This window comes from Pseudonocardia nigra (assembly GCF_019396355.1).
Taxonomy (GTDB): domain Bacteria; phylum Actinomycetota; class Actinomycetes; order Mycobacteriales; family Pseudonocardiaceae; genus Pseudonocardia; species Pseudonocardia nigra.
This window is the reverse complement of sequence record NZ_JAHKRK010000103.1, coordinates 1-13,220: the sequence shown is the minus strand read 5'-3', so window position 1 is coordinate 13,220 and position 13,220 is coordinate 1. Positions and strand designations below refer to the sequence as shown.

Here is a 13,220-nt window from a genome sequence, read left to right as displayed (position 1 = left end):
CTCCGCTCAACCCTGATGCTCGCTCCGCAAGCTCCGCTCAACCCTGATGCTCGCTCCGCAAGCTCCGCTCAACCCTGATGCTCGCTCCGCAAGCTCCGCTCAACCCTGATGCTCGCTCCGCAAGCTCCGCTCAACCCTGATGCTCGCTCCGCAAGCTCCGCTCAGCGCCCCGCTCCACGCACCCCGCTCACCCACTCCTCGTCGGTCATCCGGAACGCCGCCACGCCTGCGGCGATCATGAACAGGCCGAGGAACGCCCCCTGCGCGATGCCCTGCACCGTGCCACCGCCGGGTCGTCCGCCCTCGCCCCGCCCACCGGCATCGGTCGGGGCCCGGTCGTTCGCGACTGCCGCAGTGGTGGTGGCACCACCCGTGCCCGGTGTCGCGGTGTCACCCGCCGGTGTTACCCGGGGTCAGCGCAACGGGCGCAACCTGCCGGGGACGGCGGGCGCAGGCGCGGCCCCGTAGCGGGCGGCGACGGGGCGGCGGTCGAGCCCGACGGCGGTGATCACGGCGGCCAGGTCGGCGTAGGTGCCGGTGGGCAGCGCCCACAGCTCCGCACGGGTGCCCGCGTCGGCGCCGTACTCCTCGGCCTGCATGATGAGCTGCCATTTCGCCGCCGGATAGGTGATGCCGGCGAGGACCTGAGAGATCCGCTGGGCGTCCGCGCCCGGGTTCTTGCGGTACACCGTCGACCTCCATCCGACGGCCCCGACGCCGTCGTCGCCGTCATGTTACCCAGGTCACATTTGGCCAAACGCGGTGGCCGGGGGCGTTGTTGTGCGCCCATGGGGCCGCCCGTAGGGTTGGCGCGCGGCCCCGACCACAGTCCGCGCCACGAGTCCCGACGTCACCCTCGAGGAGCCGGTGCGCATGAGCGAGTCCCCCGTCGACCCTGCGACGATGGAAGGCGACGCCGACGAGATCGGCGAGGTCGTCCGGTTCGACGTGGTCGGCCACGGTGACGACGCCCGCGTGATGCACGTCGTCGGGGAGATCGACACGCTGACCGCCCCGATCCTGCGTTCGCGCCTGGAGGAGCAGCTCGCCGACGTCCCCCTCCTGGTGCTCGACATGAGCGAGGTCAGCTTCCTCGGCTCGGCCGGGCTCGCCGTGCTCGTCGCCGCACGCGACGAAGCCGAGCGGCGCAGGCACCAGCTGCGGCTGGTACTGGGCTCCCGCATCGTCACCCGCGCACTGGAGGCCACCGGGCTGCTCGGGCTCTTCGACATCGCGGAGGACGTGCCGCAGGCCCTGGGGGCCGCGCGCTGACCGTCGCCAGGGAGGCGTAAGGGCGCCTGGTGGCCCCCGCGGTCTTCAAAACCGACGTGGCCGAGCAGCTCGGTCAGGCGGGTTCGATTCCCGTCCGCCTCCGCCAACGTTTGAGGATCGACCCGGAAGGGAACCGGCGGCTCGTGGGCGTGCGCCAGTGGATCGAGATGTGGCCGGTGGTCCGGCAGGCGACGGGACCCGACCGGACTGGCCGCGGAGACGCCGCCAAGTCGGGCCGCAGCCAGCAGCTGCGGCCGCGCACCAGTGAGGCCGACCGCGTCGTCCAGTCGATCTGCCCGTACTGCGCGGTGGGCTGCGGCCAGCGCATCTTCGTCAAGGACGAGAAGATCATCCAGATCGAGGGTGACCCCGACTCGCCGATCTCGCTGGGAAAGCTCTGCCCGAAGGGCGCTGCGAGCAAGCAGCTCGTGACGCGGCCCGACCGGGTCACGAAGGTCCGCTACCGGCGCCCCGGCGGCACCGAGTGGGAGGACCTCGACCTCGACAGGGCGATGCACATGATCGCCGACCGGGTGCTCGACACCCGCAGGCGCACCTGGCAGGAGACCGACGCCGAGGGCAGGCTCCTGCGCCGGACGATGGGGATCGCCCACCTCGGCGGCGCCACGCTGGACAACGAGGAGAACTACCTCATCAAGAAGCTGTACACGGCGCTCGGCGCGATCCAGGTGGAGAACCAAGCGCGTCTTTGACACAGCTCCACCGTCCCCGGTCTGGGGGCCAGCTTCGGTCGCGGCGGGGCCACGACCTTCCAGCAGGACCTCGCGAAGAGCGACTGCATCGTCATCCAGGGCTCGAACTTCGCCGAGTGCCATCCCGTCGGCTTCCAGTTCGTCATGGACGCGAAGCTGCGCGGCGCGAAGATCATCCACATCGACCCGCGGTTCACGCGGACGAGCGCGCTGGCCGACCTGCACGTCCCGATCCGCGCCGGCACCGACATCGCGCTGCTCGGTGGGCTGATCCGCCACGTCCTCAGCGAGGGCAAGGAGTTCCGCGAGTACGTCGTCGCGTACACCAACGCGGCGGCGATCATCAACGAGGACTTCCGCGACACCGAGGACCTCGACGGCCTGTTCAGCGGCTGGAACCCCGACGAGTCGGCCTACGACATCTCGTCGTGGGAGTACGAGGGCGCGAAGGTGGGGGCGGCCGCCGGCAAGCGCGGGACCCTGCAGGGCGGGGGCGACGAGGAGAGCGACGGCGACGAGGAGCGGCGCGAGGAGCAGCACGGCAGCGGCGAGCAGCGGGAGACCGCAGGCGGCGACCAGTACGGCAGCGGCGGCGCGTCGATCGGGGCCAAGCCCGAGCGCGACGAGACGCTGCAGCACCCGCGGTGCGTGTTCCAGATCCTCAAGCGGCACTACGCGCGCTACACGTCGGAGTTCGTCGAAGAGGTCTGCGGCATCCCGCAGGACACGTTCCTCGCGCTCGCGCGCGCGATCACCGAGAACAGCGGGCGGGAGCGCACCACCAACTGGTCCTACGCGGTGGGCTGGACCCAGCACAGCGTGGGCGTGCAGTACATCCGCGCCGCGTCGATCCTGCAGGCCCTGCTGGGCAACATCGGCAGGCCGGGCGGCGGGATCATGGCCCTGCGCGGCCACGCGAGCATCCAGGGCTCCACCGATATCCCCACGCTGTTCAACATCCTCCCCGGCTACCTCCCGATGCCCGCCGACGAGCGGGGCCGGTCGCTGGAGAGCTACGTGCAGCCCGACGTGGGCAAGGCGGGCTTCTGGGGCGATATGCCGCACTACATCGTCAGCCTGCTCAAGGCGTGGTTCGGCGACGCGGCGACGGCGGAGAACGACTACGGGTTCGACTGGCTGCCGCGGCTGACCGGCGACCACAACAACTACCGGACCGTCCTCGACATGCTCGACGGGAAGGTGCCCGGCTACATCGTCGCGGGCGAGAACCCGGCGGTCGGCGGTGCGAACGCCCGGCTCCAGCGGGAGGCGCTGACCAAGGCCGAGTGGCTGGTGGTGCGCGACTACACCGAGGTCGAGACGGCCACCTTCTGGAAGAACTCCCCGGAGGTCACCTCCGGGGAGTGGCGCACCGAGGACATCGGCACCGAGGTCTTCCTGCTGCCCGCAGCGGCGCACACCGAGAAGGACGGGACGTTCACCAACACGCAGCGGCTGCTGCAGTGGCGGCACAAGGCCGTGGAGCCGCCCGAGGACGCCCGCAGCGAACTGTGGTTCTTCTACCACCTCGGGCGGATCATCAAGGAGCGCCTGGCCGAGTCCGACGACCCGCGCGACGCACCCATCAAGGCGCTGACGTGGGACTACGGCGTGGAGGGTCCCAAGGCCGAGCCCACCGCGGCCGACGTGCTCGAGGAGATCAACGGCCGCGGCCCCGACGGGGAGCCGCTCTCGTCCTACACCCAGTTGAAGGACGACGGCTCCACCAGCTGCGGTTGCTGGATCTACTGCGGCGTCTACGCGGAAGGCGTCAACCAGGCCGCCCGGCGCAAGCCCGCCCACGAGCAGGACTGGGTGGCCGCCGAGTGGGGCTGGGCGTGGCCGGCCAACCGCAGGCAGCTCTACAACCGCGCCTCCGCCGACCCGGACGGGAAACCGTGGAGCGAGCGCAAGGCGCTGGTCTGGTGGGACGGCGAGCGCTGGACCGGGCACGACGTGGCGGACTTCCCGGCCGACACCGCGCCCGACTACGTCCCGCCGGAGGGCGCGAAGGGCCCGAAGGCGCTGTCGGGCACCGACCCGTTCATCATGCAGACCGACGGCAAGGCGTGGCTCTTCGCGCCCGCCGGGCTCGTGGACGGGCCGCTGCCCACGCACTACGAGCCGGTGGAGACACCGCACCGCAACCGGCTGCACCCCGGGCAGCCGCGCAACCCCGCGGCCATCCTCTACGACCGGCCGGGCAACCGGCACCACCCGATCGGCTCCGAGGTGTTCCCGTACGTGCTCACGACCTACCGGCTCACCGAGCACCACACCGGCGGCGGCATGAGCCGCTACCTGCCCTACCTCGCCGAGCTGCAGCCCAGGGCGTTCTGCGAGGTCTCCCCCGAGCTCGCCCGGGAGCGCGGCCTGGTGAACAACGGGTGGGCCACGCTCGTCACCGCCCGCAGCGCGATCGAGCTGCGGGTGCTGGTCACCGAACGCATGACGCCGCTACGGATCGACGGCCGCGAGAGCCACCAGATCGGGGTGCCGTGGCACTTCGGCCACGGCGGCCACGCCACCGGCGACAGCGCCAACGACCTGCTGTCGATCGCGCTCGACCCCAATGTCCACATTCAGGAGTCCAAGGTGCTCACCTGCGACATCCGCCCCGGCCGGAAGCCGGGCGATGCGGCGGGCCTGCGGGCGCTCGTCGAGGACTACCAGCGGAGAGCGGGGCTGCAGCCGTGACGGGAGGCAGGTACGAGGTCACCGGCACCGACCGGCCGGGCCACCCCACCAAGCGGGCCGCCGGCGGTCGCGAGGGCAGCGCCACCGAGCCGACCGCGGGCTTCCGCGGCAACATCGGCACGCCCTACACCACGCCCGTCACCGGGCAGACCGAACGGGCGTCCTACCTCGGCATGCCCGACGTGCGGCCGCCGCGCATGGGGTTCTTCACCGACACCTCGGTGTGCATCGGGTGCAAGGCCTGCGAGGTGGCCTGCAAGGAGTGGAACGAGGTCCCGGCGGACGTCGGCCCCAGCGGCAGCGGGTCCACCGACATGGCCGACCTCGACCTGCTCGGCATGTCCTACGACAACTCCGGCGCACTCGGGGCGTCCACGTGGCGGCATGTCGCCTTCGTCGAGGCACCGCCGCGCGATCCCGCGGCGGGGGACGTGCGCTGGCTGATGGCATCCGACGTCTGCAAGCACTGCACGCACGCGGCCTGCCTGGACGTCTGCCCGACCGGAGCGCTGATGCGCACCGAGTTCGAGACCGTCTATGTGCAGCCCGACATCTGCAACGGCTGCGGCTACTGCGTCCCGGCCTGCCCGTACGGCGTGATCGACATCCGCCCCGGCGACGGGCGCGCGTTCAAGTGCACGCTCTGCTACGACCGCACGAAGGACGGGCTCACCCCCGCGTGCGCGCAGGCCTGCCCCACCGAGTCCATCCAGTACGGCCCGCTCGACGAGCTGCGCGAGCGCGCCGACCGGCGGCTCGCGCAGCTGCAGGAGGCCGGGGTGGCCGGGGCGCAGCTCTACGGCCGCGACCCGGACGACGGTGTAGGCGGCGACGGGGCGTTCTTCCTGCTGCTCGACGAGCCGGAGGTCTACGGCCTGCCGCCGGACCCGGTGGTCACCACGCGGGACCTGCCCGGCATGTGGAAGCGGGCGGCTGCGGCCGCCGCCGGCCTCGCGGTCGCCGTCGCTGCCGCCTTCATCGGGGGGCGGCGCTGATGGCGGGGGGTCCGGAGCCGGTGGACACGAACGGCGCCGTGGAGCCCCGCAGGCGGCGCGGCCGCAAGCGGCTCAAGGGCTCGATGGTGCCCGAGGCCGAGTTCGCCTCGTACTACGGGCGCCCGATCATCAAGAAGCCGACGTGGAAGAACCCGGACGTCCCCGTCTACCTGTGGGCCGGCGGCATGGCGGGCACGTCGTCGGTGCTGGCCGTGCTGGCCGACGCCACCGGCCGCCCGGCGCTGCGGCGCGGTGCGCGGCTGGTCGCCGCGGGTGGGGCGATGGCCGGCACCGTCGCGCTGGTGCACGACCTCGGCCGCCCCTCGCGGTTCCTCAACATGCTGCGCGTGTTCAAGCCGACCTCGCCGCTGTCGGTCGGGTCGTGGATCCTCGCCCCGTACGCCGGGCTGGCCTCGGCCGCCGCGGCATCGGAGGTCACCGGCATCGCCCCGCGGCTCGGCAGGCTCGCCGGCTTCGGTGCGGCGCTGTTCGGCCCGCCGCTGGCCGGCTACACCGCGGTGCTCCTCTCCGACACGGCGGTGCCCGCCTGGCACGAGGCGCGCGACGAGATGCCGCTGCTGTTCGTGAGCAGCGCGGCGGCCGCGGGCGCCGGAGCCGGCCTCGTGCTCGCCACCACCGGAGAGAACCCCCCGGTCGCGCGGCTGGGTGCGGTGGCTGCAGGTATCGAGCTCGCCGCGGGAAAGGCGCTGGAACACAAGCTCGACCGGCTGCCCGGCGGCATCGGCGACGCCTACCGCACCGGCAAGGCCGGGCGGTGGAACCGGCTCGCCCACGCGCTCACCGCGGTGGGCGGGATCGGCGCGCTGCTCGGGCGGCGCAGCCGGGCCGGGTCGGTCGCCGCCGGGCTGGCGCTCACCGCCGGTTCGCTGGCCACGCGGTTCGCGGTGTTCGAGGCGGGCATGCAGTCGGCGGCCGACCCGCAGCACGTCGTCGCCCCGCAGCGCGAGCGGCTGGCCCGCCGCGAGCGCGCGAGCGGCGAGGGCAGCCGGCTCGAGACGGAGCAGAGCACCTCACCGGCCCCCCGCTCCTGACGGACGTCACCATCCCCTGTTCCGCATGACGCCACCTCCTTCCCGCCGCCTTCCGTTCTACCCGCGGACCCACGGTGGCGTTCCCGACGGGCGCCGCGACGAAAGACGCAGAGGCGATCCGTCGGCCGATCGTCGGGTTCGGCGGGCAGCGAGGGCATGATCAGCCGCCCGGGTTGCCCGGGGAACGGCGGGTCGATTCCCCAAAACCGCTGATCAGTGCGATCGTGACGCGATGGACGACCTCGACCTGACCGCGCTCACCGCGGCCGAGATCGTGGCGAGGGTGCACGACGGCCGCAGCAGCGCCGTCGACGTGGCCAGGGCGCACCTCGCCCGGATCGCCGAGCGCGACGCCACCGTCGGCGCCTTCCAGGCGCACGACGCGCAGCGCGTCCTCGCCGAGGCCACCGGGGTCGACCAGCGCGCCGACCGGTTCGCCCTGCCGCTGGCCGGGGTCCCGGTCGCGGTGAAGGACACGATCGACGTCTCCGGCTATGCGACGCGGCGCGGCTCCGCCGCCACCTCCACCGAGCTCGCCAAGCGGGATGACGAGCTGGTCAAACGCCTGCGCGCGGCCGGGGCCGTGGTCATGGGCAAGACGCGGATGCCGGAGCTGGCCGCGTGGAGCTTCGGGCAGTCGCCCCTGGGCACCACCCGCAACCCGCTCGACGAGACCGCGGACCCCGGCGGCTCGAGCAGCGGGAGCGCCGCCGCGGTGGCGGCCGGGATGGCCACGCTGGCGCTGGGCACCGACGGCGGCGGCTCGGTCCGGATCCCCGCCGCGCACTGCGGGCTCGTCGGGCTGAAGCCCGGGGCCGGCGTGCTGCCGCTGCCCGGCGGCGCCGAGGAACACTGGTGCGGCCTCACCGTCACCGGCTCGATCGCGCGCTCCGCCGAGGACGCCGCGCTGATGCTCGAGGTGCTCTCCGGCCGGGCCGCGGCCGACGTCGACGACGGGTGGCCCGCCGGCGTCGCGCTCTCGCTGCGCAACCCCACACCGTTCGGGCGGCTGCACCCCGACCAGCAGGCAGCCGCCGTCGGCGCGGCCGCGCGCCTGCGGGCGTGCGGGCCCGGCACGCCGGGCGCGTCCGTCACGCTGGCCGACCCGCCCTACCCGCGCCAGGTGCTGCGCCTGTGGGCCCGCCGGTGGCAGGCGGGCATCGCCCAGGACGTCGCCGACCTCGGCCTCGGCACACCGGACCCGGACGACCCGTTCCGCGGCGAGCTGGAGCCGCGCACCGCCACCGCTGCCCGCAGGGGTCGGCGGATCCTGCGGTACGCCCCGCCCCGGGCGCGGGCGGCCCAGGCCTGGCGCGAGCGGTTCCTCGCCTGGCTCGACGCGGGCGGGCACGACCTGCTCATCACCCCGGCCGTCGCGGGCCCGCCCGGACCCGCCGGTGCCCTGCAGGACCGCCGGTACCTCTCGACCGTGCTGCACGCCGCCCCGCAGGCCGCGTACACCCACGCGTGGAACCTGGCCGGGCTGCCCGCCGTGGTCGCCTCGGTGATGGTGCGCGACCGCCCGATCGGGGTCCAGCTCGTCGGCCGGCCGGGCGACGAGCACCGGCTGCTCGCCGCGGCGGCGCGGCTGGAGGGCCGGAAGGTCCCGGAGGCGGTGGGTGCCCGCGCCCGCTGAGGGATCCGGGATTGCAGCAAAGCCACTTTGACGCAACTGGCTGGCATGAAAGTGGCTTTGCTGCAACGGGTCGGCACGCTCACGGCTCCGGCGGCGCCCACTCCCCCGTCGCCATGAAGCGCTCCAGCGTGGCCGTGTACGGGGCGAGGTCCATGCCCTGCGCCGCGACCCACCCGTCGTCGTAGTAGCTGTGCCGGTACCGCTCGCCGCCGTCGCAGATCAGCGTGACGACGCTGCCGTGCATGCCTGCCGCCCGCATCCGCGCCACCAGGTGCCACACGCCCCAGAGGTTGGTGCCCGTCGACCCGCCGGCCCAGCGGCCGGTGACGGCGTGCAGGTGCCGCGCCGCCGCCACGCTCGCCGCGTCCGGCACGGGGATCATCAGGTCGATCACGCTGGGGACGAAGCTGGGCTCCATCCGCGGCCGGCCGATGCCCTCGATCCGCGAGGGCATGCCGGTGCCGTAGTCGGGCGCGCCCGCGACCCAACCCGGGAAGAACGCCGAGTTCTCCGGGTCGACCACGGCGAACCGGGTGGGGTGGCGGCGGTAGCGCAGGTAGCGCCCGATCGTCGCGGAGGTGCCACCGGTGCCGGCGCCCATCACCACCCACTCGGGCACCGGGTGCCGTTCCAGCGCGAGCTGCTCGAAGATCGACTCGGCGATGTTGTTGTTGCCCCGCCAGTCGGTGGCGCGCTCGGCGAACGTGAACTGGTCCATGTAGTGGCCGCCGGTCTCCTCGGCGAGCCGCTGCGCCTCGGTGTACATCGCGGGCGGCTGGTCCACGAAGTGGCAGCGCCCGCCGTACCGCTCGATCAGCGCGATCTTCTCCGGGCTCGTGCGCCGCGGCATGACCGCCACGAACGGCACACCGATCAGCCGCGCGAAGTACGCCTCGGACACCGCCGTCGACCCCGAGCTCGCCTCCACGACCGTGGTGCCCTCGACGATCCACCCGTTCGCCAGCGCGTACAGGAACAGCGACCGGGCGAGCCGGTGCTTGAGGCTGCCGGTGGGGTGCACCGACTCGTCCTTGAGATACACGTCGACGCCCCAGTCCGCGGGCAGCGGGAACACGTGCAGATGCGTGTCGGCGGAGCGGTTGGCGTCGGCCTCGACGAGCCGGATCGCCTCGGTCACCCAGGCGCGGGTGCGGTCGCAGGAACGGTCGACGGGCGAGTCCACGGCCGCGACGTTAGCGAGCCCAGGGTCCCGTGATCGCGTAGAGGGTGCCCGGCTCCTGTGTGCAGGTGAACAGGGTGCTGCCGTCGCGGGAGAAGACCGGCCCGGCGAACTCGCCGCCGCGCTCGTTGCGCGCGATCCGGAACGTCGTGCCGTCGGCGGCCGCGCCCACGAGGTGCTTGCTGCCGTCGCCGTCCTCGGCGAGGATCACGCCGCCGTGCGGGGAGACGGTGATGTTGTCCGGCCCGTCCGAGCCCTCCACGCCGTCCACCCCGAACAGCAGCTCCAGCGTCAGCGTCCGACGGCGCGGGTCGTAGAACCACACCTGCCCGTCGTGCTGCTGCGGGCTCTCGTCGCGGGCGTAGCTGGAGACGACGTAGGCGCCGTTGTCCGCCCACCAGGCTCCTTCGAGCTTGCGGCCCCGAGTGACGTCGCCGTCGCCGAGCTGGCGGCGCACAGAGTCGTCGCGGCCGTCGCGGCCGGGCACCTCCACCCACTCGACGTCGTAGCGGGTGCCGGTCTCCCGTGCCCGCGAGAGGTCGTCGACGTGGTCGCCGGACTCGTCCGTGCAGCGCATCGCGGCCAGGACGCCGGCGGTGTCGTCGAGCTCGCGGAGCGCGCCGCGCCCACCGCGGAACCCCTCCGGCGCGCGCCACCGGTAGAACAGCCCGTTTGGGCCTGAGGCGTCCTCGGTGAGGTAGACGTCGCCCGTACGCGGGTCGACGACCGCGGCCTCGTGCTCGAACCGGCCCAGCGCCATGATCGGCCGCGGGTCGCGGAGGGCCGTGCGGTCGAACGGGTCGACCTCGAAGACGTAGCCGTGGTCGCGCTCGAACCCGTCGGAGCCCGCGCGGATGTCGGCCTCCTCGCAGGTGAGCCAGGTGCCCCACGGCGTGACCCCGCCCGCGCAGTTGGTGGCGGTGCCCGCGATGCCGACGCGCTCGTTCACGCGGCGACTCCGCGTCGACGTGCACGATCGTGCAGCCGCCTGCTGCGCCCGGGTCGTAGACGAGCCCGTCGAGGTGCGGTACCTGCAGGTCGGTGCCCGCGCCCTCGCGGATCTCGTGGTTGTTGACGAGCACCGTGCCGCCGCCCTTGACCGCGAACCCGCCGGTGCCGTCGTGGTTGCGCGGTGTGGGCTCCCCCGACTCCAGCTCGGTGCTGCCCGCCTCCGTGACCACCTGATAGCGGAAGCCCTTCGGCAGCGCCAGCCGCCCGTCCGGGTCGTTGACGAGCGAGCCGTACCCCAGTGGCCCGGCGATCGCAGGCCGCGCGGTCAGCAGCACGTCGGTGCTGCCGACCAGCAGCACGCCCGCTGCGGTGCGCCGCAGGAACCCCCGGCGGGACAGAGCAGTGCGCATCCGGGCAACCAACCCGACCGAGGGCCGGTCCCGTGGGAGAACGGGCCGCGGGCCCCCCGATCGGACGAACCCACCACCCGACCCGGTGGACGCGGAACGCAGCGGCGGCGCCCGGTCACTAGCCGGGTCCAGGCACCCCGTCTCCGCCGACGCACCCCTGTTCGGTCGATGCACCCGGTCGACGGGGCGCATCAACCGAAACGGGGCGCACGGCCGACCGGCCCCACGCCGCAGCCCCATGCACCCCTTCTGCGTCGATGCGCCCCTACTCGGCCGGGGCGCCCCGTCGACGGGCGCACGCACCGAAACGGGGCGCGCCGTCAGCGCAGCGTGATGCGCCCCGTCCCCGTCCGCACGGTCCCGATCACCGCGGCGGCGCCGCCCAGCTCCGCCACCGCGGCGGCGGCCGCTGCGGGCTCCGCCCCGAACAGCAGGCCGCCGGACGTCTGCGCGTCGGCGAGCAGCAGCACGTCCAGCTCCCCGAACGGGCCGGCGTCGACGTGCGGGGCCACCCAGTCCCGGTTGCGCCTGCTGCCGCCGGGGAGCACCCCGGCCGCCGCCAGCCCGCGGATCCCGGGCAGGAACGGCACGGCGGCCACGTCCAGCGCCGCGTCCACCCCGGACGCGGCGGCCATCTTGTGCAGGTGGCCGAGCAGCCCGAAGCCGGTGACGTCGGTGCAACCCGTGGCGCCCGCCTCGACCGCGGCCAGGGCGGCGCGGGCGTTGCTGCCCGTCATGGACGCGACGGCGGCCGCGGCCACGTCCTCGGACGCCGAACCGGCCTTGATCGCCGTGGTGGCCACCCCGACGCCCAGCGGCTTCGTGAGCACCAGCGCGTCGCCGTCACGCAGACCGGTGTTGGTGAGGATCCGGTCCGGGTGCACCTCCCCGACGACGGCGAGCCCGTACTTCGGCTCCGGGTCGTCCACGCTGTGCCCGCCGACCACCGCGAACCCGTTCTCGGCGCCGATCTCGGCTCCGCCCGCCAACACCTCGGCGAGCATCGACGTGGGCAGCTCCGTCGACGGCCACGCCACGAGGTTCAGCGCGAGGAGCGGCCGGCCGCCCATCGCGTAGACGTCCGACGCCGCGTTCTGGGCGGCGATGCGGCCCCAGGTCCGCGGGTCGTCGACGACAGGAGTGAAGAAGTCGGTGGTGGCGACCAGCGCGCGCTGCTCGTCCAGGCGCCAGACGGCGGCGTCGTCGCCGGTCTCGGTGCCCACGAGGAGGTCCGGATGCGTCTGCGGGGTCAGCGTGCGCAGCACGTCCGCGAGCAGACCCGGGGCGAGCTTGCACCCGCACCCCGCACCATGGCTGAACTCGGTCAGGCGCCGCAACGTCACACCGGCAGCGTAGACCTGATCATCGCGGTGGCCGCCGAACGCATCCAGGGCTCCGCCCGCCGACACCGTGTGGAGGGCCACCCTAGCGAGCGAGAACACTACCCGGCGTGACCATCAGCTCCGCCCAGAACTCCGCGGCCTCGTTCGACGTCGTACGCCGGGGGTACGACCGCGACCAGGTCGACGCCCAGATGCGGGAGCTGCGCGAGCGGCTCACGGCGGCCGAGAGCGCCCGCCAGGCCGCCGAGCAGCACGCGAGGGCCACCGAGGGCGAGCTGCGCGCCGTCCGCTCGCAGCAGGGCGACAGCCCGGCGATCTCCCAGGAGAGCTTCGGGTTCCGCGCGGAGAAGATCCTGCGGCTGGCCGAGCACGAGGCCGCCGACGTGCGCAGCCGCGCCGCGAACGAGGCCACCGCGCTCGTCGAGCAGGCCCGCGCCGACGCCGAGCGGCACCGGCACGAGGTGGAGCAGAAGCTCATCGCCCGGTCCGCCGAGCTGGACCAGGAGGCCGCGCAGCGCAACGTGGCCATCCAGGAGCGCGAGCAGCAGGCCGCGGCCACGCTCGCCTCCGCCCGGGACGAGGCCACCCGGATCACCGACGACGCCCGGCACAACGCCGACGCCCTCGTGAGCGAGGCGAAGAACCGCGCCGACGAGGTGCGCCACCGCAGCGAGCAGGACCTCAAGCGGCGCCGCGACGCCGCCGAGCAGGAGCTGCGCCGGATCCGGTCGCTGCACGAGGGCGTGCGCAACGAGATGGCCCGGCTGCACAAGCTCCTCGGCACGGAGCTGAACACGGGCTCCGGCACCGGCACCGGCACCGACAAGCGCGGCGACGAGCCGAGCGAGCCACACACCATGGCGCTGCCCAGCAGCTCGCGCGACACGGCCCGCGCGGGCGCGTCCAGCAGCTGACGGCCCCGGCACACACCCGGTCGGGACGGCACACAGCGCCGGCGGTGGGTGCCGTCC

9 protein-coding genes, 1 tRNA gene and 1 pseudogene are annotated in these 13,220 nt (G+C 73.8%); 7 read left to right on the top strand and 4 right to left on the bottom strand.

All coding sequences use genetic code 11. The features are described 5' to 3' along the window. Window positions 1-413 precede the first annotated feature (413 nt). The gene (locus KME75_RS23120; RefSeq protein ID WP_219416969.1) at window positions 414-689 is read right to left on the bottom strand and encodes a DUF2795 domain-containing protein; all 276 of its coding nucleotides are present in this window, start codon (window positions 687-689) and stop codon (window positions 414-416) included. A 184-nt stretch (window positions 690-873) separates the two neighbouring features. Here KME75_RS23120 and KME75_RS23115 point away from each other — a divergent pair, with 184 nt between their 5' ends. The 6 genes from KME75_RS23115 (at window position 874) to KME75_RS23090 (ending at window position 8,365) form a co-directional block, all read left to right on the top strand. Further along, a complete protein-coding gene (locus KME75_RS23115; RefSeq protein WP_246632659.1) occupies window positions 874-1,272 on the top strand; it encodes an STAS domain-containing protein in 399 nt (132 codons plus the stop codon). A 10-nt stretch (window positions 1,273-1,282) separates the two neighbouring features. Continuing rightward, a tRNA-Sec gene (locus tag KME75_RS23110) sits at window positions 1,283-1,378 on the top strand. Between the two features lie 37 nt (window positions 1,379-1,415). Next, window positions 1,416-4,682: a formate dehydrogenase gene (gene fdh, locus KME75_RS23105; protein WP_219416968.1), complete on the top strand. Its 3,267-nt coding sequence runs from the start codon at window positions 1,416-1,418 to the stop codon at window positions 4,680-4,682. A gap of 173 nt (window positions 4,683-4,855) precedes the next feature. Beyond that, the gene (locus KME75_RS23100; RefSeq protein ID WP_219416979.1) at window positions 4,856-5,677 is read left to right on the top strand and encodes a 4Fe-4S dicluster domain-containing protein; all 822 of its coding nucleotides are present in this window, start codon (window positions 4,856-4,858) and stop codon (window positions 5,675-5,677) included. Further along, window positions 5,677-6,729, top strand: coding sequence for an NrfD/PsrC family molybdoenzyme membrane anchor subunit (gene nrfD / locus KME75_RS23095; protein ID WP_219416967.1), 1,053 nt, complete (start codon window positions 5,677-5,679; stop codon window positions 6,727-6,729). Before KME75_RS23100 ends, nrfD begins: the two co-directional genes overlap by 1 nt. Before the next feature lie 232 nt (window positions 6,730-6,961). Continuing rightward, entirely contained in the window at window positions 6,962-8,365 is a 1,404-nt protein-coding gene (locus KME75_RS23090; RefSeq protein ID WP_219416966.1) for an amidase, read from the top strand. Window positions 8,366-8,444: 79 nt separating this feature from the next. Here KME75_RS23090 and cds1 read toward each other — a convergent pair whose 3' ends face one another. From cds1 to selD, 3 genes and pseudogenes are all read right to left on the bottom strand, one after another. Continuing rightward, on the bottom strand, window positions 8,445-9,548 hold the full coding sequence (cds1, locus tag KME75_RS23085; RefSeq protein WP_219416965.1) for an L-cysteine desulfhydrase Cds1: 1,104 nt from the start codon (window positions 9,546-9,548) through the stop codon (window positions 8,445-8,447). 10 nt (window positions 9,549-9,558) lie between these two features. Continuing rightward, window positions 9,559-10,906 (bottom strand): annotated as a pseudogene (locus KME75_RS23080) (alkaline phosphatase PhoX). A 320-nt stretch (window positions 10,907-11,226) separates the two neighbouring features. Beyond that, window positions 11,227-12,249 carry a selenide, water dikinase SelD gene (selD, locus tag KME75_RS23075; protein ID WP_219416964.1) on the bottom strand — a complete coding sequence of 341 codons (1,023 nt, stop codon included), beginning with the start codon at window positions 12,247-12,249 and terminating at the stop codon, window positions 11,227-11,229. 107 nt (window positions 12,250-12,356) lie between these two features. On the opposite strand from selD, the gene KME75_RS23070 reads away from it, so the two are divergent. After that, a complete protein-coding gene (locus tag KME75_RS23070) occupies window positions 12,357-13,163 on the top strand; it encodes a coiled-coil domain-containing protein (protein WP_219416963.1) in 807 nt (268 codons plus the stop codon). Window positions 13,164-13,220: the final 57 nt, after the last annotated feature.